Source organism: Chlorogloeopsis sp. ULAP01 (assembly GCF_030381805.1).
GTDB lineage: Bacteria > Cyanobacteriota > Cyanobacteriia > Cyanobacteriales > Nostocaceae > Chlorogloeopsis.
Window position 1 is genome coordinate 296220 of record NZ_JAUDRH010000004.1, and the last position, 25364, is coordinate 321583.

The window sequence follows — 25364 nt, forward strand, 5'->3', positions numbered from 1 at the left end:
GTACCTAGAGCATCCTAAAAAAAATTAAATTCAACCAATCAACACCAAGGAATATTGAATGAAAGTACTAGTCACTGGAACAGAAGGATATCTCGGCTCATTATTAGCTCCCTTGTTGCTGCAAAAGGGACATGAAGTTATAGGTGTAGATACAGGTTATTACAAAGTTGGTTGGTTATATAACGGTACTGAATTAACAGCTAAAACATTAAACAAAGATATCCGTCATATCACTACGGAAGATTTACAAGGTGTTGAAGCAGTCGTTCATATGGCGGAACTCTCCAACGATCCGACTGGACAACTCGCACCTCATATCACCTACGATATTAACCACAAGGGTTCAGTTCGGCTTGCAAAACTAGCAAAAGAAGCAGGTGTGCGTCGCTTCGTTTATATGTCTTCGTGCAGTGTTTATGGCGTTGCTACCGACGGAGATGTTACCGAGGAATCACCCGTCAATCCCCAAACAGCTTACGCAGAATGCAAAACTTTGGTAGAGCAAGATGTTAAACCACTAGCTGATGATGATTTCTCCCCTACCTTTTTGCGAAATGCCACAGCCTTTGGTGCTTCCCCCAGGATGCGCTTTGATATTGTTTTAAATAACTTGGCAGGGTTGGCATGGACTACTAAAGAAATTAAGATGATCAGTGATGGTACACCCTGGCGTCCTTTAGTACACGCGTTGGATATTTCCAAAGCGATCGCCTGCACCCTTGAAGCACCCCGCGACATCGTCCATAATCAAATCTTCAACGTTGGTGATACCACTAACAATTACCGAGTCAAAGAAATTGCAGAAATTATTGCAGACACGTTTCCTGGATGTAAACTAAGCTTTGGTGAGCAAGGCTCAGATAATCGCAGCTATCGTGTTTCTTTTGAGAAAATTAACACCAAACTTCCTGGTTTTAAATGTGATTGGAATGCCGAGCAGGGTGCAAGGCAGTTATTTGATTTATTCAACCTCATTGATATGACACAGGAAACCTTCTTCTCTAGAGGCTTCACTCGGTTAAAACAGCTAGAGTACCTAATTCGTACCCAACAAATTGACCAAGATTTCTTCTGGGCTAAAAAGTAGCAGAACTTCTTAATTGGTACTAACAAACCTTTAAAGTTTCCGAATCAATTATGTTTGATTCGGAATTATCTCTATGTAAAATCATCATTTTTTTGAGGAGTTTAAACACTATACTTACCACTTTCTAATAGATGTTATTTACCTAATTGAGTTTTGCTTATTTGTTTGAATGTAATTGAAATTGAAGTAGCCAATGACGCAATTACAAGGTTCAAAAACAACTTTCCTACAGATACAACCACATCCCGTATGAACAAATTATTGACAATTGCTATCCCTACTTATAACCGTGCTGAGTTACTTGATCGCCAGCTCATGTGGCTTTCCCAAGCTATCAAAGGCTTTGAATCAGAATGTGAAATTATCATCTCTGATAATTGTTCTCCAGATCACACACAGGAAATTATTGAAAAATGGTTAAATAGACTTGGTGATATCCAAGTCAAAGTCAATAGAAATAATAAAAATATAGGTGTAATCAAAAATATAACTTATTGCATCAATGAAGCTAAAGGTGAATATGTGTGGACAGTTGGTGATGACGATCCTATTCAGGATAGAACTATTGCTTATATATTAAAGAATCTCAAAGAATCTCCAGAATTATCTTTATTAATTCTCAATTTTTCTTGCCGTTATGAACCAACTGGTCAAATAATTTATGAACGCTGCTTTGATATTAAACATGAAGAAGTTTGTGTTGATGGCAAAGCAGTATTTCAACGTTGCTTGCAGGAAAATCACTCTGGTGTAGGTTTTATGACTGCTCAGATATACCGAACAGCACTGGCGCAGTCTGCTGTAAAAAAATGTTTATCCGGCTTGGATAATATGGAATTACAAGTATACTGGACTGCTTTTTGTGCTGCTCACGGTAGTGTAAAAGTTACAAAAGAGACATATGTAGAAAGTCTTTTTGGACTTAGTCATTGGATGCGCGAACCAAAGGTTTTACTTAAGATGCAATATATAGATCTACCTAAACTTTATGTAAAACTGATGGAACTAGGATATTCTCCAGAATTTTGTAGCAGATTAGTTTTGCAACATTTTATCAAAAATAATTGGAGAGTTTTCTTCGGTGCCTTGAAAAGATGGCCCATACTGACAATCTCTACAATAATTCCCTATTTGAGTTTAGTATGTAAATCAGCTTTCAGAATTCTGCTTCCACGTAAGCAAATAGAAGCAGTTCCGGAAAGTATTGTATTAGGAAATTAGCTAAGACTTATTTACACCTATTATTTATAATTGATTAATGATAGGTGTATCACAAATACTTAGGATAGATAATTTTCTCCATAATTTTAGAGGTCTGAATTAATCTATGATTTTTACCAAAACTGAACTCAAAGACGCATACATTATTGATTTGGAAGAAAAACACGATCACCGTGGCTTTTTTGCTCGTACCTTCTGCGCTAAAGAATTTGAGGCTCATGGTTTAAAGCCAACTGTTGCTCAATGTAACCTATCTTTTAACCACAAAAAAGGGACTCTGCGGGGAATGCACTATCAAATTCCTCCAGCAGCAGAAACGAAAGTAATTCGCTGTATTCAAGGTGCTATCTATGACGTAATTATTGATATGCGTCCTGAGTCACCTACTTTTCTACAACACATCGGTGTAGAATTAACTGCGGAAAATCATCGCGCTTTGTATGTACCAGAAATGTTTGCCCACGGTTATCAAGCACTCACCGATGGGGCTGAAGTTCTATACCAAGTTGGTGAATTTTACACGCCAGGGTATGAAAGAGGTTTGCGCTATGATGATCCATTTTTTAATATTGAATGGCCTCTAGAAGTAACTGAAATTTCTGAAAAAGATAGAACTTGGCCTTTGATGACAATGATGACTGTTGGTAGTGCATCTTCTTAGACGAGAATAAAAATTCTCGAACATTAGGCACTGAGCTAATGCTGTAAAATTTTAGTCTTAACACAAGAATAATCAGATTTTTGACTGAGCTTTGCTAAAGTGAGACAATTTTAGGTTTAAATAAATTTAAATCTCACTCATAATCATCGCACTAGTGTTTTGTGTGATTGCAACTAATCATATCCTCCTAATACTCATTTTCAGATTTTCTGAGAAGTATTGGGAGGGATATTTACATGAAAAATCGTACACAAAACTAAGGAGTGTTCAATTGTAGAAAAGGAATCAAAAAGTTACTAAATTATAAATTGCCAATCTGTTTTTTGTGTAGCTTGAAATATATAGTGAACAAAGCATGGAAATATATTCAGCACACATCACATAAGAAGCAAATTTGTCTAACCCTATCGAGAAATATTGTGGAAAAACCATAACACACCATAGTTATTTTCCTAAACTACAATTTTTGAGTTTTGCTACCGAATACAACCAGTAATCAGTTGACAAAGGAGTTTAAGTGATGATTATCGTTGATAATGCTCTAGCTGCCCGTGCTGAAGCAGGCAACCCCATTAAAGTTGGTATGATTGGTGCCGGTTTTATGGGACGAGGAATTGCCAATCAAATTATCAATTCTGTTCCCGGTATGGAGCTAGTTGCCATCTCTAACCGTAATCTCGATGCAGCAAAAAGAGCTTATTTAGAAGCAGGTATTGAGGAATTTAAAATCGCCTCCACTGTCACTGAATTAGAAGATGCGATCGCCCACGGTAACTACACAGTTACCGAAGATGCGATTAGTTTATGCCAGGCCCAGGGCATCGATGCTTTAATTGAAGTGACTGGCGCAGTTGAGTTTGGCGCACATATAATCATGGAAGCGATCGCCAATCGTAAGCACGTGATCATGATGAATGCTGAACTTGACGGCACGATCGGCCCAATCCTAAAAGTATATGCCGATAAGGCAGGTGTCATCCTCTCCGCCTGCGACGGCGATCAACCAGGGGTACAAATGAACCTCTACCGATTTGTCAAAAGCATTGGTCTAACTCCCCTACTGTGTGGTAACATCAAGGGGTTGCAAGATCCATACCGAAATCCAACTACCCAGGAAGCATTTGCTAAACGTTGGGGACAAAAGCCCCACATGGTCACCAGCTTCGCCGATGGCACAAAAATTTCCTTTGAACAGGCGATCGTTGCTAACGCCACAGGAATGAAAGTTGCCAAACGTGGAATGTTGGGATACAACTTCGACGGCCATGTTGATGAAATGACTAATATGTATGACGTTGAACAACTAAAAGAATTGGGTGGAATAGTTGATTACGTCGTTGGAGCCAAACCAGGGCCAGGAGTTTTTGTATTTGCCAGCCACGACGATCCCAAGCAACGTCATTACCTCAATCTATACAAGTTGGGTGAAGGCCCCCTGTATAGCTTCTACACTCCTTACCACCTTTGTCACTTTGAAGTGCCAATGTCTGTTGCACGCGCAGTTCTCTTCAAAGATTACGTCTTAAGTCCTTTGGGTGCTCCCCTTGTTGATGTTGTCACTACTGCCAAAATTGACTTGAAAGCAGGTGAGACTTTAGATGGCATAGGCTACTACATGACCTACGGACAGTGTGAAAACTCTCATATAGTTCAAGAACAAAACCTCCTGCCTATAGGTTTAGCTGAGGGATGTCGTCTCAAGCGAGGTATTCCTAAAGATGGGGTGTTAACCTACGACGACGTAGAATTACCCCAAGACAGACTTTGTGACAAACTCAGATCTGAGCAAAACGCTTATTTCACTTCGCCTAAAACCTTAGCAGCAGTCAAGTAAGCAGTTCTGTTCATATCTGATGCCAATCTCAATATAATGGCAATTCAGCTTAAAAAGGTTTTAGCAGGGCTAGAATTGGTGAAAGTTAATACTTTGACCCGATAGTTCTAAAACTGATTCAACCAGGCGTGAAATTTCACGTCTGGTCATAATCGGTTTACACTGAATAATTTGAGAATGGTGTAATCAATAAGGTTGTACAAAACACCTAAAAATTTAATTTAGGCAATCTTTAGAGTGTGAGTACTTGTTGGCAACAGTCAATGGCAATTGAGTAATCTAGTTCTCCACAAAACTTTCATTATTCATGTCATTGAAGTGTGTATGCAAATTAACGTTATCAGTGGTGTTAAAAGTACTGTCACTGTTTTGGCAGGCAAAATCCAAGCTCGGATGCAAAGACGAATGATGGTATCGCTCAAGCCAGAACAGCGTACCATAGGTAACGTGCTGATCTCATATATTGTTGAACCTTTTCTCTTCAAAGTAGATGAATCTCTTCCTGTTTCCCACACTCACTATTGGGAGTGCTTGCAAATAGCAAAAACTTTTTTAGAAATGGGCTATTGCGTGGATGTGATTCGTTGCGATAATGATGTTTTTATCCCACAAAAGGACTACGTATTTTTCATTGAAACCCGTTGGAATTTACAAAGAAGTGCTCCACACCTAAACAAAGATTGCATCAAGATATTCCATGCAGATACAGCACATCTTTTGTTTCATAATGCTGCTGAAGCTAATAGACTTCTGGCACTACAACAACGACGTGGCATTACTCTAAAACCTCGTAGATACGAACCACCCAACCAAGCCATTGAACATGCTGACTATGCTACGGTTCTTGGTAATAAGTTTACTCTTAATACTTACAAATATGCTCAAAAACCACTCTATCCAATTCCTATCACTACACCAGTAGTTTATCCATGGCCGGAAAATAAAAACTTTGATGCTTGTCGTAAGCATTTTGTGTGGTTCAGTAGTGGTGGTTTGGTTCACAAAGGATTGGATTTGCTTTTAGATGTATTTTCACAAATGTCTGACTATCATCTGACTATCTGTGGGCCAGTTGACAAAGAAGAAGATTTTGTCCAAGCTTTTTACAAAGAGCTTTATCAAACACCGAATATTCATACTGTAGGTTGGATAGATATTACCAGTCATCAATTTCGAGAAATTACAAATAGTTGCATAGGACTGGTTTATCCTTCTTGTTCTGAAGGGCAATCTGGTGCAGTAGTGACCTGTCTGCATGCAGGTTTAATTCCAATCCTCAGCTATGAATCTGGTGTAGATGTGCATAATTTTGGTGTGATTTTACATGAGTGTTCATTGAAAGAAATTAAGGAGGCAATTATTAGAATTTCTTGTTTATCTATTGGGCAATTGAAACTAATGGCACGACAGTCATGGGAATATGCTAGAGCACATCATACTAGGGAGAGATTTTGCACAACTTATCTACAAACAATTAATACTATCCAAAAAAATCACAATCTCGAAACAAAATTACCAATCCTAAATACTAGGCTAATAAATAAAAATTGGAATAGTTAGGGAGAAGTAATGCCTACCAACAGCAAAACATTTCACCTATTGGTAGGCATTAAGTTTTAACTTTCATCTAAAGAATCATCTAAAATAAGAATGCAGAATATAAATTTTATTGTGATTCAAAGAGTAGTAAAATACAGTATTACTATAGCTGATAACTTAAAAGAATAGAAAATAACAAAATTTTTCTTAGCATCCTGAATTTAAGTTGATGAAAAAAATGATAGATGATAGTCAAAGACAAGTAGTTTTTCTAGATGCAGCGACCGCTTTTACCAAAACATTGATTACTAGCCTTCTATATGTAGTAAAATTTGCAACGACTACATAAGTGAGTATATTTATATTATTCAAGTTATTAATATCGCAAAAATATTATTTCTAGGGATAAATATATAATTGAGGTTTGATTTCACTCCAAAGAAGGATTTTCAGGATTCGTAAGCAGATATATCTGGAGCTTTATTCCTGTTATCCTTTACGCCCAAACTGTTTGTTTACTGTAAATACAATTTTTAGATGATTTTTATCAAAAAATTAAAAACAATATATATTACTGTGCTTGTTCTCAGTTAATATCCCTATATATCGTCATATCGTAACATAGCTTAGATTAATAATTAATAATTTCATAGAGCATATTTAAAGTTTTTATGAATTGGAAGATGTAAGAATAAACCTTCTGCCTCTGTTCACTGAGAATTTGTAAATGAAGAGCATAAAAACACTCATCAAAAAACCACTGAGACCAATTATCAATAAGTTACCACCCAAGTTAATCAACAATTTGCCTATTGGCTTGCCAGAAAAGTCTCTTCAATGGTCAATTGGTATCTATATAGGAGATTCTTTATTAGATTTATATTCTGCAAGCCTGCAAAAAAATCCTGTTCTTACTCGCCAAGATGTTTCAGATGTGCGGGCAGGTTTTGTTGCTGATCCCTTTATGCTGCAAGTCAAGCATACTTGGTATATGTTCTTTGAGGTTTTTAATAGTCAGACATGCAAAGGGGAAATTGGACTCGCAACTAGTCAAAATACTGTAGATTGGCAGTACCGACAAATCGTTCTCGCAGAGCCATATCACTTGTCTTATCCATATGTTTTTCAATGGATGAATGAATATTACATGATTCCAGAGACATACCAAGCTAACTCTGTAAAATTGTATAAGGCATCCAAATTTCCTACTCAATGGAATTTTGTAGGAAATATTCTGAATGGCTCAGTGTTTTTGGACGCATCTGTTTTTCGCTACGCGGATAAATGGTGGTTATTCACTGAGACTAACCCAGAACATAAATGGGATACCCTCCGTCTTTATTATGCCGATGATCTACTTGGCCCTTGGATAGAACATCCAAGTAGTCCAATTGTCAGCGGTAATGCCCATATTGCTAGACCAGCCGGTAGAGTTCTAGTCATGAAAGACAGTATTATCCGACATACCCAAGATTGCGATCCTGAATACGGAATTCAAGTACGAGCCTTTGAAATCGATGATTTGTCACCAACAACATACCATGAACGAGAAATCAGCCCAAATCCTATCTTAGAACCGAGTAATACTGGATGGAATGGTTCTGGTATGCACCATATCGATCCTCATCTAATGGAGAATGGACATTGGATAGCTTGTGTGGATGGTAGGGTTAGACTCTGAACATAGGTTTCCTCGAACTATAATGTCGAGCGCGATCGCTGCCTGTGAGAAAAACAGTAAATCTTCATCAAGAATTTACAAAATTAGCATGACTTGCAGCAATTTTTCTTGAAAAAAGTCAGGTTTGTTGTGCCAATACATTGTATCTAAAGAACAACAACGAATTGCTTAGGTCGGTGTAGTGTCAAAGCTAAATTAGCTTTTGTATAAACTAAATAAATCAGGAATAGTTTTATGAAAATAGCGTTAGTACATGATTACTTAACTCAACGAGGGGGTGCAGAAAGAGTTTTTGAATTACTTTGCAAGCGCTACCCCCAAGCCGACATCTACACCTCTGTTTACGACCCTCAAAAAACAATTGACTTGGGTGAACGCATAGTTAAAACAACCTTTTTACAGAATATTCCCGGTGCAGCTAAATATTTCCGTTTGATGGCTCCCTTCTATTTTCCCGCCTTTCGCGCACTGGATTTGCAAGCATACGATTTGATTATTAGTAGCAGTACTAGCTTTGCCAAAGCTGTGCAAAAAAATCCCAGAGCAAAACATATTTGCTTTTGCCACAATATTACTCGTTTTCTATGGGATACAGAAACATATTTACGCGAGTATGGAGACTATCGATATTTTGCTCCTTTGATTGAACAAGTTTTCCAGGTGATGAGAAAGATAGATCTCATATACGCACAGGAACCGGACCTTTATATAGCAAATTCTAGTGTTGTCGCTGATCGCATTCAAAAAACTTATGGCAAAAAAGCGATCGTTATTAACTATCCCATTGATACTACTAAGTTTATTTTTTCTGATCTCAAAGAAGATTTTTATCTTGCCTCTGCTCGGATGATCAGCTATAAACGGCTTGATATAATAGTTGAAGCTTTTAACTGGCTCGGATGGCGATTATTAATATCAGGAGACGGCCCTGAACGAGAACGGTTGCAATCCAAAGCTTTAGACAATATAAAATTTTTAGGACACGTTACAGATGCACAACGTACTCAGTTATTCGCTAAAGCGAAGTCTATCATAATAGCTGCTTTAGAAGACTATGGATTAGTTCCGGTAGAGGCAAATGCCAGTGGAACACCAGTGATTGCCTATGGAGCAGGAGGAGTATTAGATACTCAAATACCTGGTAAAACTGGGGTACTTTTTAAAAGGCAAACACCCGAATCCCTGCAAGCTGCACTACTAGAAGGCAATAATATCTGTTGGGATTATCAAAACATCCGCGCTCATGCAGTAGCAAATTTTTCTGAACAGGCTTTCTTTAGTAAAGTTGAGCAAGTAATTGACCAAGCTTGTAACTTAAGTAGATCACTCGTTTGATTTGTTAGCTGAGGGATAGTAAACGTGAATCAATCCAGTCTAAGCCTCCAAGTAAATCCAGTAACTGAGACAGAACCAGGTTATGGACAACTGTTTGCGGTCTTAATCCGTAGATTTCCCTGGTTTATAGTAGTATTTATTGCTTGTATCGCTATTGCAGGAGCTATAACAAAAAGAACGCCACCCACTTACAAAAGCTCAATGCAGCTACTAGTGGAGCCCAATTATCAAGGTAAACAAGAAGGAACAGCAGGGGAAAATAAGTTCACCGATACTAATGTTGAAATAGACACAGCCACCCAACTTAGCTTAATGCAGAGTTCCAAACTCATCCAAAAAGCTGTTGACAAATTGAAACCAGAATATCCAGATATAACTGTAAATGAAATCAAAGGGGCTTTAGTCTTAAATCAATTAAGAACAGGAGAAGAAAATCTTCCCACTAAAATTTTTCAAGTAGACTATACTGCTCACGACCCAGATAAAACAGAAAGAATTCTACAAGCAATACAAAAAGTTTATTTGGAATACAATAGAGCGCAGCAGGATGAACGTTTAAGGGGAGGTCTTAGAGTTGTTAGAGAACAGATCAAAAAGGTAAGTGAAGAAGTTACAAATGCCGAAGCTAACTTACAACGCTTTCGCCGAACTCAGAATTTAATTAATCCAGAGTCACAAGCAAAAGTTTTAGAAGATAATTTGAATGGTATTCTCCAAGAGCGACGCACAGCTCGTTCTCAATTTGAAGAGGCTAAAGCTCGCTATACTTCTTTGCAACAACAACTGAATCGTACTCCCCAAAAAGCTTTGGTTGCTTCTCGTCTTAGTCAGTCTTCTCGCTATCAAACGTTACTCAACGAAATTCAAAAAACAGAATTAGCTTTAGCACAGGAACGTTTACGTTTCACTGATGAAACTCCCCAAGTGCAAAAATTGCTAGAACAGCGCAAGGAGCAGATGGCATTGCTGCAACAAGAAGTAGGGCGCACTTTGGGAGGAGAGTCTGAAAATGCAGATGTTTCAAAAGGAAGTCTACTCAACCAAGGACAGTTCGGTGAAATTGACCTCACTCTAGCAAGCCAATTAGTTGAAACCCAAACAAATTTATTAGCTTTGGCAGCTCGCGATCAAACTTTGGCACAAAAAGAACTGCAAGTACGGGACGAACTCAAAAGTTTCCCTGCTAAGTTGGCTGAGTACGGTCGTTTACAACCGCAAGTCCAGTTGAGCCGAGAAAGGTTACAGCAGTTATTGAAGGCAGAACAAGAATTGCGGCAGGAACTTGCTAAGGGAGGATTTAATTGGCAGGTAGTAGAAGAACCTCACAGAGGCTTTTTCGTTGGTCCTAATCTCCAGCAAAACCTTTTGTTAGGAGCAGTAGTTGGGTTAATGCTAGGAAGTGTTGTTGCTTTTATTCGTGAAGCTGCTGATGATTCTGTTCACACTACCGCTGAATTAGAAAAGCAAGCTGCCATACCGTTGTTAGGAACAACTCCTAAGTTGCCTCCAGCTAGAGCAAGAGATTCAGTCTTCAAATTGCCTTTTGGAAAGCCTGAGGTTTTGGCTCCTTGGACAATTCAGGTACTACAATCACCACCACGTTGGGAATCAATGGATCTGATTTATAAAAACATTGAACTTATAAACTCAGTTTCCACATACAAATCCTTAATGGTTACTTCTGCGCTACCTGATGAAGGAAAATCTGCTTTAGCATTGGGTTTAGCAATGAGCGCTGCCCGTCTGCATAAACGGGTGTTATTAATAGATGCCAATCTACGCGACCCTAGTATACATAAACAGCTAAATCTTCCTAATGAACAAGGGCTTTCAACTCTATTAGCAAGTGATGTAACTCTGCCAAACCAGATAAATCTTCAATCTTCGGGTTCTTCATATATTGATATTTTGACAGCTGGCCCAACACCTGCTGATCCTGCTCATCTGCTTAGTTCCCCTCGAATGCAGGAATTGATGATAGCATTTGAAGAAAACTATGATTTGGTAATCGTAGATGCATCTCCAGTCCTTGGCTTGGTAGATGCTTTACTTACAGCATCCGCTTGTCGAAGTGTTGTTATGGCGGCAAGTATTGGCAGAGTAACTAAAAATCAGCTTGCACAAGCTACAGCTATGCTCAGTAAGTTAAATTTAATTGGTGTTGTCGCAAACGGAGTGTCAAATTCTGGCAGTACCTATGTCCCTTATGCTAAACAGCACTCTTTTGCATTGCAACAAGCTATTGAAGAGTAGCCAAAATATTACTGTGTGACCATTTAGATTTCATAACAATTTTATACTCTTAAGTTTCTCCATTTCCTATGCAGGTTTATTAAATATTATTGATTGGAGAGATCTTGCAAACCAAAGAAATGGAAAAACTTAGGTTAATAAGTTTACACGTAAGTCAATGGTTGGGGTAGCAGGTATAACAATTAGATTAAATAAGTAAGCAAATTTAATAATTGCTTCCACATACCTAACTACCCTAAACATCACAGTGAATTTTAAGTATTTCAACTAGATGTTGCTTGCAAGTTGGAATTATCTATTTAATTTACTGAGAAAAATTCGGTTTAGCATAAATTAGCCTAAAGATAAAACTATATAAATTCAGCTTTTACATTATATTTAGATATATATCTTTAAGCGTTAACTGCAATTTGATATAACTATTTGACAAATACTAATAAAAAATCCTAAAACCATCGATACTGCTAGTTATATGGTTAGTAGATATGAAAAACTATATAGCTGGGTGAAATTTAGTAGTAAAAATAGAGCAATAAGCAATGATATTATTGTTCATTTTTTTAAGCGAGACTATGGCACTTGTACTGTTCTATCAATAAATATATTCTTAATAGTGGGGAAATTTCTTCATTTTAATAACTTGCAGTAAATGACATTGAGAATACTTCATTGAGGACAGAAACCAGGATGAAGTTTCCACTAGATTAGGTTATCCAAAACAGGTTACAAGATTAATTAGCATTAAAATGATTATCGTCTATCTATAGTTACATAAATACCGTAGGCGGTTTACCGAAGAGTAAGCAGTCTACGGATACTATAAGAAACAAGTTGAAAAAAGGAATTGAGCATAGTAATAATACTGCTAAAGTCAATTTTATAATGAATCATTTTGCTGCCACAATATGTAGAACTTTGTAAATTATTTAAAACAGTATTTCGGATAATTATAGGTAAGTTATAAATCCATATTTTTCGTTTTTAATAAATTACATTTTGATTGATATTATGTTTGATTTGAATTGTTTAATTGCAAAATTATATTACAATATTCTATCCATGACATCTAAGCTAACTCCAGATAATTGATTGTGTTTTGCTTCGTTGCGCATCTAAGTCGTAATCAGTAAAATTTTTGTTAATTATTCACTTAAGTAGTGCTAGAATCAACATGATGAGTCAAAGCTTTACTGTTTATATCCTATTAATAATTCATAATAACTTAACAATAGCCGAAGAAAGAGACAATTTGTTTAAAGAGTAAATAAAGAGTTTACTTAATCCAGTGTTAATTCTACCGAGTCTTATATCCTAGATATTGAAACACATTATTAAAAATCAACGCGCTCAATCAGTAATTTGATAGTTCAAAACTGAATAAATATTTAGGTGTCTGTGTGTCTTCATTTTCTCAATTAGAGTTTATTAAGGTACAAATTTATTTTTGACACCAATCCTATCATCTTTTCTCTGCACAACTAATTTTCAAGTTCGTTATTGCAAAAAAGCTAGATATAGATTGGATTATTTAGTGTAACAGTTTTTGATATCAGTTCGGCGCGCTATCCTTCTATAAGTACCAATACGTATGCCTAACTCTATTCTTTCAACTTTAGACGATCGCTATACTGTAACCAAACAAAACCAAGATCATCGCTCCCCGTATTGTACGCTTCAATGGCGACAAGGGCAGCTGTTAGTGAGACCTCTTGGACAAGTGAAACAGCCATACTTACCTTCATTAGATCATAAACAACACTTAGTAGAATGTTTAAAGTATTCTTCAATCAAGCTTGTTCGCATCGATCCAAAGTTAGGTGAGGCAAGGCTAAGGTTTTGGGCTGAAGCATGCAAGCAAGCATCAAAGCCAATATACTTACGTATACCTACTAGGGAAAAAGAACCACTATCAAAAGTTTTACTAAAGCGGCTGATAGATATTACTGTTGCTTTGACGTTGCTGCTGATAATTAGCCCTGTTATGCTCGGATTGCAATTGCTGATACGTTTTTACTCCCCAGGGTCAATTTTTGAACAAGAGTGGCATATTGGAGAGAGGGGTAGACTGTTCAAAGTACTCAAGTTTCGTACAACTGTAGTTAACAAAAAAATACAGATCGATTCAACAAGAAGTTATAAAAATAATGCAGGCGTTCGCGAGGATGAGAATCAATTTACATCTTTGGGACGTTTCATGCTTAAGTACGGACTACATAACTTACCACTTTTGTTCAATGTACTTCGGGGTGAAATGAGTTTGATCGGTCCCCGTTACTGGACATTAGCTGAGGCAGCACGTCTAAATTTAGAAGCTCAACGCCAGCTTAATAAATTACCTGGAATTACGGGTTTATGGCAAGAAGGTGCAGAAACGAAGCTTTTACAACTAGACAGCCAAATTCTGTGAGTGAATTTATTTAAGTAGTCTTGTCTACGTACACCAGAAGGTCTGAAATTATTTTAGATTTCCACCTTCTGTGTCTTTTTCAAGTGAGTGGATTAATGTATTGATGAGAGTTATACTGTATACCAGCATTTGCAGATAATATTTTGTAAAACTCCTCTTCAATTTTGAAACAATTGCTGACCAAGCCTATGCAGTGATCACTTATTTTCTCTGCAAAGTGCCTGAGATAAATTGTATACATATCTTCTGGAGCAGAGTATCTTCTTTGTCAAAATATTGTAAAAAATATCCATGCATCTAAATCTTTTACAGCCATTGCGCAGAATAATTAAAAATTTAGTCACAGCTAATAAATTCTGGAAGGACAACTATTTGATATTGCGAGAATTTAAGAATTTTCGCAAAACTACAGTTTTAGCTATTACCTTTTCTCTATTAGCAGCAACATTTGAGGGTGTTAGTATTGGTTTTCTACTTTCTTTTTTGCAAAGCTTAACTAATCCTAATGCCCAACCTCAGATAGGTATAGGCTGGTTAGATACATGGATTGCAAATACAACAATAATTAATCCTTTATATCTAATATCTATTCTAATTTTATTGAGTACTTGGATGCGAGTAACATTCAATTACTTTGCATCAATATATACAGAAACAGCTCAATTAAATCTTGCGCATCGTTTGCGAGTGCAAATGTTTGAACAGTTACAAGCATTATCAATAAGTTATTTTGCCAAAACACGTTCTGGCGAGTTAATAAATACTATCACCACAGAGATTGAGAGAATAAAAGCCTGTTTTGGTGGTATTGCTTTTTTATTTACACGAGGTTTGACAGTTACTGTTTACTTTATCGCCATGTTTTTGATTTCATGGCAACTTTCAATAATTTCAGTTTTAGTCTTCTCACTTTTAGCAGTAGGACTAACAACTTTTAATGCCCGAATCCGAGAACAAAGTTTTGGGATCTCTAATGCCAATGGGACTTTAAATTCAACATCTATAGAATTTATTAATGGTATTCGTACTGTTCATGCATTTTGTACTCAAAATTTTGAGCGCCAGCGTTTTTACAAAGCTAGTGAGAATGTATTCAATGCTTCAGTGAAAGTAGCTTTAGCTTGGACACTGGTAAAGCCAGTAGCAGAAGCGATCGCCACTACAGTGCTTGTTAGTTTAATTATTATTTCATTTACACAACTAACACTACCAGTTGCTTCCTTGTTGACATTTTTCTTTGTCTTGCTGAGGGCGGTACCCAGCATTCAAGATATGAATGGAACATTTGCTTTCCTCAGCACATTAAAAGGTTCAGTAGAAAATATCAAAGAACTGTTGCGAACTGATAATAAAACTTACTTTCAGAACGGTGATATTGCATTTAGCAGCTTAAAACGAGCAATTGATTTAATCTCAGTGGATTTTGGCTATAACCCCAACGATTTAGTACTGCATAATATTACACTTACGATTGAACGAGGGAGGATGACAGCACTAGTTGGGGCATCCGGTGCTGGTAAAACCACAGTTGTAGATTTAATTCCACGATTTTATGATCCAACACAAGGACAAGTTTTAATTGATGGAGTTGATGTGCGGCAGTTTGAAATTAACTCGCTGCGACGTAAGATGGCTGTAGTAAGCCAAGATACATTTATTTTTAATACTTCAGTTTGGAATAATATAGCTTATGGTACGCCAGAGGCTACCGAAGCTGAAATTCGAGAAGCCGCCCGACTAGCGAATGCATTGGAATTTATAGAGGAAATGCCTGCTGGTTTTGATACACAACTAGGCGATCGCGGAGTACGGTTATCTGGAGGGCAAAGACAGCGACTCGCCATAGCTCGTGCTTTGCTACGAGATCCAGAAATTCTAATTTTGGATGAAGCAACTAGCGCTTTAGATTCTGTATCAGAACGGTTAATCCAAGAATCGATAGAGAAGCTTTCTGTCGGTAGAACTGTAATCGCGATCGCTCATAGACTTTCCACAATTGCCAAAGCAGATAAAGTCGTTGTCTTAGAACAGGGACGTATTGTAGAGCAAGGAAACTACCAAGAACTGCTGCAACAACGAGGCAAGCTTTGGAATTATCATCAAATGCAGCATGAATTAGGTCAATTAGGCTAAAAGTATAGAGAACTTATCCTTAATAAGCAAGTTTTCTACTTTTGAGTTTTAACTATGATTTTTCAAAATTGAAATATCTTTTACATATATTTCAATATTATATACTTAAATCTTAAAATAGTCACCTATGGTAATTTCTACGACATTACAACAAGAACCGCTTGTTGTAGTTTGTGGGGCGGATGATAACTATGCTATGCCCCTTGCCATAACTCTGTATAGCACACTGATCCATTTAGAAAACAATTGCAGACTTTATCTATATATTATCGACGGTGGTATTAGTAACCAAAGTAAAAAACGGCTAGAGCGTGTAATTGATCTAGAGCATATTGATGTTCATCTCAAATGGGTAACGCCATCAGAGTTAGAATCACTCAAAAATTTACATACCCTTCCCTGGATAACGGTAGCCTCGTATCTGAGATTGCTGATTCCAGATCTGTTACCAGAGCAGTTTGAAAAAGCTATTTACTTAGATTGTGACTTGCAAGTAGAGGCAAATCTCAAAAACTTGTGGGAACAACCATTAAGCGAATACGCAGTACTAGCTGTTCAAGATTTGGGAACTCCCTATGTATCTTCTCCCTTTGGTATAGCTAAATACCAAGAATTTGGTCTTGCGCCTCAAACACCCTATTTCAATTCTGGGGTATTGGTAATCAATGTAAAAAAATGGCGAGCAGAAAATGTTAGCCAACGTGTAATTCAATATCTTCAAGAATATAGCCAAGATGTTCACTTGGGAGACCAAGAAGGTCTTAATGTGGTTCTGGCTAATCAATGGGGAAGACTAGATCCCAAATGGAACCTGATATCACATATTTACTTTTACGACATTTGGGATGAATCAGCATACAAGAAAGAGATTGGGGCTATTAGACAAGAATTAATTAGTAAGCCTTATATCTTTCATTTTGCAGGAGGTTCTAAACCTTGGCAGATAGGTTGCATTCATCCGCAACAGTTAGTGTGGATTCGCTATCTCAGAGACAGTAATTGGTTTACGCCCATTGAAAATCTTTTGTGGTGTTCTCAATGGTTCATCCGCTATTACTTCTGGCAAATTAAAGTTCTTATAAAGAAAGTCGTAATAAAAATTTTGATTCAAAAAAGCTAGGTAAAATTATTACCTTTTGCCATTAGCCTTGATATAAATTAAAAAATATACGTAATTCCTTTTGCTAACTTTCATACATAGCAATGTATTTTTTAGTTGTTTCTCCCAACTAAGTCATAAATAATACCAGCATCATAAAATTAGCAAAGGTATCTTTAAACCCTATCGATAATCAATTAAACAAAATGAAGGTTAGCGTCATTATTTCAAACTATAACTACGCTCGTTACTTACCAACAGCTATTGATTCTGTCTTGGCACAAACCTATCTAAACTTTGAAATCATCTTAGTGGATGATGGTTCCAAAGATAATAGCCGTGAAGTGATTGCCCAGTTACAGCAAACAGCACCCGATAGAATTAAGGCGATTTACCAGCCAAACCAAGGGCAAGGGGCAGCGTTTAATACTGGATTTGAAGCTGCTAGTGGAGATATTATCGCCTTTTTAGATGCTGATGACGTGTGGGATCCGCAAAAATTGGAGCGCATAGTAGAAGAGTTCAAGAGCTCTGAGGTAATTGGAGTAATGCATCTGTTGAACAACATTGATGGTAATGGCAACATTGTCAATGGTAGTTCTAGCGTCGGTCAGTTACTGGATGAAAATTTAGCACAAGTAATTATAGACACGGGTAATGCTTGGTGTTTCCCACCCACCTCTGGACTGGCTTATCAACGTAAAGCTTTGGAAAAAGTATTTCCTATTGACTGTAGCAAATGGCGTTTATGTGCAGATGGTTGTCTAATATACTGCACTGCCTTTTTAGGCAAAGTTAAAACATTGAATCAAGTCTTGGGGAGTTATCGCATTCACGGTGCTAATCACTTCATTAAATCTTCCACAAGTGAAAGTGAACAAGCGCAAGCACTAGCAGAAATTGAGATGACCAACCGATACGTTAACGAATTTTTGGAACAAATTGGTCATCCTTACAGAGTAAATTTATCTCGAAATCTCCAATATCGGCGTACAAACTTTTATAGACGTGGTAAATGGGATACCAAAGAAGTTCTAGCCATCTCAAACTTGATATTGGGATGGCGATTTTATAGTCTGTGGGAAAAAGTTTATTATCTGGTGCGGTTTTGGATAAAGAGTATTAAATTGCTGACTCATCCTAATATTAGCGTGAATGAGACAGTAGTCTAGTAAGGTAAAAACGAATTATGGGTGGGCAGCCTACAGGAATTTAATAATTATATTCGGCGTGCATGGAGATGAGGAAAAATATGTTGATAAATAAACAGTTAAGCAACTAACAAAATATATATGCCTGATTAACCATTTATTTTTACACTTTAATTAAGTTTTTTAATAATTCAATTCTAGGTAAATATTCGTATGGATATAACTACTAAACCTCTAGTTAGTATTATCACTCCAACTTATAATCGTCCAGAGTATCTCAAGCAAGCTCTGACTAGTGCTGTTCGCCAGACATACAAAAATATAGAAATTATTGTTTCTGATAATTGTAGTCCGGAAAATCCACAAGCAATTGTGGATTCTTTTAAAGATCCGCGAATTCGTTTTTCGCGCAATGAAACGAACATAGGAATGTTCGGCAACACTATGAAAGCCTTTAGAATGGCGCGTGGAAAATACTTAGCTACTCTACTTGATGATGATCTTTGGGAAGAAGACTTTTTAGAAAAGCTTATTCCTCCCCTCGAAGCTAATCCTGATTTAGTTTTATCTTTTTGTGATCATTATGTGATCAATGCTGAGGGTGAAATTAATCATGAGATTACAGAGCATTGTTCAAAGTTATTTCAAAGAGCCAATCTTCAAGAAGGTGTTTATCAACCATTCTACAAGCTTGGCTTAGTAGATCAAGCGGTAGCTACAGCAATGGCGGCTGTCATTCGTAGAGAGGTTATAGATTGGGATAAGATTCCTGTAGAAGTAGGCGGCTCATGGGATATTTACTTAACTTATCTGTGTTGCTCTACAGGTATGGGAGCTTATTATTATCCGGGAAAATTAACTAGATACCGGAGACATGAAGAAACAGAAACAATGCTTAGTGGTAGGCAAAACTATCAGGCAAAAATCCGTAAAGCTCAAGCAGATATGTTTTGTTTTCAGTGTTTTATGGAAGATGAAAAACTAAAGGAGTTTAAACCATATTTTCGTCAACAATGGGTTAAAGTAAGCACAACCTTAGGAATTGGCTTAATGCGAGCCGAACAAGTTAAACAAGCACGTCCTTATCTTTGGCGTTCTTTGCGCCAAAAGTTAAATTTACGGACAATTGCTGCACTAATGCTAAGTTTTACTCCTACAAAGGTAGCAGCAAGATTTTAAATATTTACAGAAAATATCCAAGTTTGCTCCATATATCTAGAAGATTAATTTATTGCAATTTATATATAGGTAAAATCAATGCGAGTATCTGCTTGTGTTACAACAAGAAATCGTACAAAAGAACTTGATGCTTGTCTGGAAGCTTTGTGGAGTTCTAAAGTTAAACCTCATATTGTAGTAGTCTCCGATGATTCGCCTGAAGAGAAAGTACAGCAGGCAAATCTGCAAATTGTCCAAAAATATCCAGGGACTCGTTATATTTTAGGACCTCGAACTGGCGTCTGTGGCAACCGCAATAATGCTGTGAATGCAATTCCAGAGTCCGAAACCGATTTTGTTGCTTTTGTAGATGATGATATTTCTGTTGAGCCAGATTTTATTGAACTTGCTATAGACAGATATAATCAAATGCCAATTAAAGAGAGAAAATATACTATTTTGACAGGTACCAGTCGTCATAAAAATGATGAAATCGGCAATCAACTCTTACCTGCCAAACTTACATTTCAAGGTCACTTTTCTCCAACTAAAGATATTCCTCAAACTGTAGTTATTCATGCCGCTTTGTTCCCTAGACAATTTTTTACTCAAGAACAATGGGATGAAAATATATTTTTTGGCTATGAAGATGCAGAGCTTTGTTTGCGAGCAATTAAGCGTGGTTATAAGATTTTATATTGTTCGGAATTAAAAGCAAAATGTATTGGTGAAAATAGCATTCTTGAAGTGGGTACATCTGGTATTGGTGGTTTGAGTAATTATGAATTATATATAGAAGCGGCTAGGCTTTATATTGGTATTAAACGCTATAAAGATTTATTTCCTAATCCATTGAACCTACTAGGTTTTATAATTTTGTATTTTGTACAGATGACAAGATATCTGTTACAACGAAAAGCTATCCAAGCTTGGCCAGAAATTCTGCGTCGTTCTCGAATCCAAAGGTTATTGTTGCCATCTAGTGTTTGAAAATTTACATAATAATTAATTAGGGAAACTTAAGCGTGAAACTTTGCATTGTTACCCACAATGTTATCAAAGGTGATGGCCAAGGTCGGGTAAATTATGAAATTACCTGGGAGGCTATTCGTCGAGGTTACTATGTTACATTACTAGCAAGCCAAGTAGCCCCGGAATTACAGGAAAATAGCCAAGTTAAGTGGATTCGTATTTCAGTGAAGAGGTGGCCTACAGAATTTATCCGTAATATGATATTTTCCTGGCGGAGTGCAATTTGGTTACGTCAACATCGGTCTGAGATTGAGCTGGTAAAAGCTAATGGTGCAATTACAGTGTTTCCAGCAGATGTTAATGCAGTCCATTTTGTGCATAGTTCTTGGCTAAAATTCTCTCCGAAAGTGTCTATTTCCAAATCTTTTATAACTTTGCTGAATCCACGCGGAGTTTTATATGATTTTTACCAATGGCTATACACAGCTGCAAATGCACGTTGGGAAAAAAAGGCTTTTAGTCAGGCAAAAATAGTTGTGGCAATTTCTAATCAGATTGCCAAAGATTTATTAAACATTGGTGTAGCGCCAGAGTGCTTGCAGGTGATTTTAAATGGTGTTGATTTGCAGGAGTTTTCACCAGGTACTAGTGATCGCAAAATCTGGGGGCTTCCTAATGCAGTTCCCTTAGCACTGTTTGCAGGAGACATTAGAATTCCTCGCAAGAACTTGGATACGGTGTTGCAAGCCTTAGTAAAAGTTCCCGAATTACATTTGGCAGTAGCGGGAATTACAGAAGGCAGCCCATATCTTCAACTTGCAGACTCACTGGGATTAAGCGATCGCGTACATTTTTTAGGACTTCGCTATGATGTGCCACAGCTAATGAAAGCAGTAGATTTCCTCGTTTTCCCTTCCCGTTATGAACCTTTCGGATTAGTGGTGATTGAGGCGATGGCTTGTGGTTTACCTGTGATTACAGCCCAGACAACAGGAGCTGCTGAATTAGTAACGCCAGAATCAGGGATAGTTTTACCAGATCCGGATGACGCCGGAGCTTTGGCACAAGCACTGTTAGCTTTGGCAAGCGATCACGCTTTACGTGAGCGAATGGGCAAAGTTGCTAGAGCGCTCGCCCAAAATCATAGCTGGGATCAAATGGCACAACGTTATGTAGATTTATTTGAAGAGTTAAGTTCATCTAGTAAAGTTTGAAGTAGGAAATATAGATTAATCTGTTTTTCGTATATTTTTATTGACTAGCTTTTTTGATATAAAAATCAGTCTTAGTACATACCTTTGAAAAGTTATTCCTATGCAAGAATTACCAAAAGTTGCTATCTGCATACCTACTTACAATCAAGCACAATATTTGACAGAATCAGTACGGAGTGCGTGTCAACAAACTTACCCAAATGTAGAGGTGTGGGTTTCAGATGATGGCAGTACCGATAATACACCTGAAGTAATGGCACAGCTATGCCAGCAATATCCGCAGATGCACTATTATCGGCAGCCAAAAAACGTCGGTATTGCCGCCAATAACACTTGGCTGTTGAGCCAACCGCAAACTGAATTTATTGTCCGCTTGGACTCCGATGATGTTCTGCTGCCAAATTATGTGGAGACTTTAGTTCCACTAATGCAGAAATATCCCCAAGCAGGTTATGCCCATGTTGCTATCCAACAAATTAACGAAAAAGGGGAAAATCTTTCAGTTGGGCGAGTAGCCAGAAAAGAGGAGTTTCAAGATGCTGATGTAGCCTTACAAGCCTCAGTTACTGGTTATCGGGTTGCGGCAAATATCTGTATGTTTAGAAGCAAAGTATTAAAAGAATTGAACTATTATGACAAGCGCCCAGAATTTGTTGAAGATTATGACCTTGCAGTCCGAATCCCAGCATCTGGCTATGGCAATGTTTATGTAGATAAAATTTTAGCTTGCTATAGAGTATGGACTGACGCTAAAAAAGTACGTCCTAAGCGCAAACATCTGCAATTGAAAGGTTACATCAGAATCTTTGAGGAAAGCTTGTTACCTGCTTTTGTAAACCGAGGCTGGGATACGACAGTGCTGGAAAGGCAGCGCCGGAAGTTTGCTATTTTACATTCAGCATACTGTTTTTTGCCCATTTACGACCAACAAGAACGGGCAGAACTGGTGGCATTGCTAAAACAATTAGGTGATTCACCTGCATTGCGGCTACGTCTATTTGTACTATCTTTAGGTCTAGCTCCTTTCTTTGAATGGCTGCACCATACAGAATTAGAGTTAAAAGGAATGGTCAAAGGATGGTTGAGCAGATTGAAGAATACTTCCAGAGTGAATGCAGTTACCCGTCCATGATCGCAATCAACGTCATCGTTCCCACCTATCGTCGCCCCAAAGACTTAACTCGTTGTTTAGAAGCGCTGAAGTTGCAAACTCGTCCTGCTGATGAAGTGTTAGTGGTAGTACGGAATACTGACAGTGATACTTGGGCATTACTTAAAGAATCAAATTTTAACCCTTTACCAATACGTACTATAACAGTCAATGTTCCAGGAGTTGTTGCCGCTCTCAATGCTGGACTTGATGCTGCCAAAGGCGATATCATCACCGTTACGGATGATGATGCGGCACCTCATCCCAATTGGCTAGAACGTATCGAAACTTACTATTTATCAGATGAGCACTTGGGTGGTGTAGGTGGGCGTGATTGGGTGTACTTTCAAAATAAGTTACTAGATGATCCCGATACTGCAATAGTAGGTAAAGTCCAGTGGTTCGGACGTGTCATTGGGAATCATCATCGAGGCGTTGGGCAAGCGCGCGAGGTAGACATCCTCAAGGGTGTAAACATGAGTTATCGTCGGAGTGCGATCGCGCAAATTGGCTTTGATCACCGAATGTGGGGTACAGGCGCACAAGTTCATTTTGAAATGGCGTTATGCTTGGCGCTAAAACGAAATGGTTGGAAACTAATTTACGATCCAGCGATCGCAGTAGATCACTATCCCGCACAACGTTTTGACGAGGATAAGCGAGACAGATTGAATGAAGTAGCACTAATAAATGCAGTACACAATGAAACCTTAGTATTGCTGGAACACTTTGCGCCTGTGCGTCGTGTCATATTTATGCTGTGGGCTGTATTAGTGGGTACTCAAGAGGCTTTGGGTTTATTACAGTGGTTGCGATTTTTACCTAAAGAAGGAAAATTAGCTCAAAGAAAGTGGCTAGCATCGTTGCGGGGGCGCTCTTCAGGTTTGCGGAGTTGGCAACAGTGTTTGCAGGAAAAATCAGCAAAAGTGAACACTAGTCAGTAGTCTTTTGGATATAGTCTTTGATTTTGGAGATACTAAGTGATTCACAGGCAGGTAACTTTCAATAATTCTTTTGCAGAAAGCGCCCCAGAAAATCCACCTCTTTTTGGTTGGCTAGCAATCCTGGGACTAGTACTTTTTTCGGTAGCTTGCATTGCCGTAGGCGCTGGCTCCATTTTTCGCCCAGGGTATGTAGTGGTTTCTTTCGCTGTAGGCATTTTCCTTTATTTGCGATACCCCACACTTTACATGGGTTTCCTGTGGTGGATTTGGTTTCTTACACCTCTTGTTGCTCGCTTAATTGATTATCGCACTAGCTTTGATAGCACTCGCTTCATACTGGTATCGCAATACTTGGTAACACTGATTACCATGCACACTGCCTTGAAAAACCTTCCTCGGTCATATCGTCAAGGTGGTTTGCCTTTTATATTAGCTTTTCTAGGTGTTTTGTATGGTTATTTAATTGGATTAGTTAAAACTACACCTTTTACTGCCGCTAGAGGACTTTTAGATTGGTTAACGCCTATTAGCTTTGCTTTCTACATATTCATAACCTGGCAAAATTATCCTCGACATCGCCAAAACATTGTCCGCACATTCCTATGGGGAGTTTTGGTAACAGGAATCTATGGAGTGGTACAGTTTTTGATTGCTCCTGAGTGGGATAGATTTTGGCTGATCGGCACGAAACTCACAAGTTTTGGTGATCCTGAACCTTTTGGTATTCGTGTTTGGAGTACGATGGCATCACCAGGCCCTTTTGCGACTACGATGATGGCTGGTTTGCTGTTGTTATTCAATAGTAAGGATGTTTTACGTATTCCTGCCTCTGCGGTTGGTTACTTGTCATTCTTGCTAACAATGGTACGAAGTATTTGGGGAGCTTGGTTAGTAGGATTACTGAGCCTACTTTCTTCACTAAAGCCGAAAATTCAAATGCGTTTGATGGTAACTATTTTGGTCATGGCAGTTTGTGTAGTACCATTGGCTAATATGGAGCCATTCTCTGGGGTAATCAGCAAAAGATTAGAAACTTTTTCTAATTTAGAAAAAGATAACAGCGCCCAGATTCGGCAAGAAATTTATAAAGATGGACTTACGAAAGCCTTGACTAATGGCTTAGGAAACGGAATTGGAAATACTTTTATTGTTAATGAAAAAGGACTCCTAGAACCAATTGTGATTGATAGCGGAATTTTGGATATGTTTTTCACTTTAGGTTGGTTTGGAGCTGTCTTTTATCTAGGTGGATTAATTCTGCTTTTGTTTCAAGTATTTCAATATTTTGAAACTCGCGTCGATCCTTTTATGGCTGCCGCACGCGCGATTGGTATTGCTTGTGTGGCATCCTTACCGATTGGTAGTGGTATGCTAGGTGTTTCCGGTATGATTCTTTGGGGATTCTTAGCTATTGTTATGGCTGGGCATAAATATTACGTGCATCAAAATTATGTGCAGCAAAGGAATTCTAGATTTCACTAGATTTGCCCAGTGAGAAGGGACATGGCAAAAAGCAACAATGTCC

The 25364-nt window shown here is 37.9% G+C and carries 18 protein-coding genes; all 18 read left to right on the plus strand.

All coding sequences use genetic code 11. The features are described 5' to 3' along the window. The first annotated feature begins 58 nt into the window (after positions 1-58). The 18 genes from QUB80_RS09875 to QUB80_RS09960 all read left to right on the plus strand — a co-directional run bounded on the left by QUB80_RS09875 (position 59) and on the right by QUB80_RS09960 (position 25321). Positions 59-1087, plus strand: a complete 1029-nt coding sequence (locus tag QUB80_RS09875; RefSeq protein ID WP_289789324.1) for an NAD-dependent epimerase/dehydratase family protein — start codon at positions 59-61, stop codon at positions 1085-1087. Positions 1088-1336: 249 nt separating this feature from the next. Further along, positions 1337-2308 (plus strand): glycosyltransferase family 2 protein, encoded by a 972-nt coding sequence (locus QUB80_RS09880; protein WP_289789483.1) that lies wholly within the window; start codon positions 1337-1339, stop codon positions 2306-2308. Positions 2309-2414: 106 nt separating this feature from the next. Then, a complete protein-coding gene (rfbC, locus tag QUB80_RS09885; RefSeq protein ID WP_289789325.1) occupies positions 2415-2969 on the plus strand; it encodes a dTDP-4-dehydrorhamnose 3,5-epimerase in 555 nt (184 codons plus the stop codon). Between the two features lie 520 nt (positions 2970-3489). Then, positions 3490-4803, plus strand: a complete 1314-nt coding sequence (locus QUB80_RS09890; RefSeq protein ID WP_289789326.1) for an NAD(P)H-dependent oxidoreductase — start codon at positions 3490-3492, stop codon at positions 4801-4803. Positions 4804-5127: 324 nt separating this feature from the next. Further along, positions 5128-6363 carry a glycosyltransferase gene (locus QUB80_RS09895; RefSeq protein WP_289789327.1) on the plus strand — a complete coding sequence of 412 codons (1236 nt, stop codon included), beginning with the start codon at positions 5128-5130 and terminating at the stop codon, positions 6361-6363. A 706-nt stretch (positions 6364-7069) separates the two neighbouring features. Then, entirely contained in the window at positions 7070-8023 is a 954-nt protein-coding gene (locus QUB80_RS09900) for a glucosamine inositolphosphorylceramide transferase family protein (RefSeq protein WP_289789328.1), read from the plus strand. Between the two features lie 234 nt (positions 8024-8257). Then, positions 8258-9358 carry a glycosyltransferase gene (locus QUB80_RS09905; RefSeq protein WP_289789329.1) on the plus strand — a complete coding sequence of 367 codons (1101 nt, stop codon included), beginning with the start codon at positions 8258-8260 and terminating at the stop codon, positions 9356-9358. A 24-nt stretch (positions 9359-9382) separates the two neighbouring features. After that, on the plus strand, positions 9383-11611 hold the full coding sequence (locus tag QUB80_RS09910) for a GumC family protein (protein ID WP_289789330.1): 2229 nt from the start codon (positions 9383-9385) through the stop codon (positions 11609-11611). A gap of 1588 nt (positions 11612-13199) precedes the next feature. After that, positions 13200-14018: a heterocyst development glycosyltransferase HepC gene (gene hepC / locus QUB80_RS09915; RefSeq protein ID WP_289789331.1), complete on the plus strand. Its 819-nt coding sequence runs from the start codon at positions 13200-13202 to the stop codon at positions 14016-14018. A 291-nt stretch (positions 14019-14309) separates the two neighbouring features. Then, the gene (gene hepA, locus QUB80_RS09920; protein WP_289789332.1) at positions 14310-16151 is read left to right on the plus strand and encodes a heterocyst formation ABC transporter subunit HepA; all 1842 of its coding nucleotides are present in this window, start codon (positions 14310-14312) and stop codon (positions 16149-16151) included. Positions 16152-16278: 127 nt separating this feature from the next. Further along, entirely contained in the window at positions 16279-17271 is a 993-nt protein-coding gene (locus tag QUB80_RS09925) for a glycosyltransferase family 8 protein (protein WP_289789333.1), read from the plus strand. A gap of 185 nt (positions 17272-17456) precedes the next feature. Then, complete coding sequence (locus QUB80_RS09930; protein WP_289789334.1) at positions 17457-18422, plus strand: glycosyltransferase family 2 protein; 966 nt, start codon at positions 17457-17459, stop codon at positions 18420-18422. Between the two features lie 192 nt (positions 18423-18614). Further along, positions 18615-19580 (plus strand): glycosyltransferase family 2 protein, encoded by a 966-nt coding sequence (locus QUB80_RS09935; RefSeq protein ID WP_289789335.1) that lies wholly within the window; start codon positions 18615-18617, stop codon positions 19578-19580. A gap of 78 nt (positions 19581-19658) precedes the next feature. Then, entirely contained in the window at positions 19659-20549 is an 891-nt protein-coding gene (locus QUB80_RS09940; protein WP_289789336.1) for a glycosyltransferase family 2 protein, read from the plus strand. Between the two features lie 35 nt (positions 20550-20584). Next, positions 20585-21745, plus strand: coding sequence for a glycosyltransferase family 4 protein (locus QUB80_RS09945; RefSeq protein ID WP_289789337.1), 1161 nt, complete (start codon positions 20585-20587; stop codon positions 21743-21745). Between the two features lie 100 nt (positions 21746-21845). Continuing rightward, entirely contained in the window at positions 21846-22877 is a 1032-nt protein-coding gene (locus QUB80_RS09950) for a glycosyltransferase family 2 protein (protein ID WP_289789338.1), read from the plus strand. Continuing rightward, complete coding sequence (locus tag QUB80_RS09955) at positions 22874-23839, plus strand: glycosyltransferase family 2 protein (RefSeq protein WP_289789339.1); 966 nt, start codon at positions 22874-22876, stop codon at positions 23837-23839. Before QUB80_RS09950 ends, QUB80_RS09955 begins: the two co-directional genes overlap by 4 nt. 36 nt (positions 23840-23875) lie before the next feature. Next, a complete protein-coding gene (locus tag QUB80_RS09960) occupies positions 23876-25321 on the plus strand; it encodes an O-antigen ligase domain-containing protein (RefSeq protein WP_289789340.1) in 1446 nt (481 codons plus the stop codon). Positions 25322-25364 lie beyond the last annotated feature (43 nt).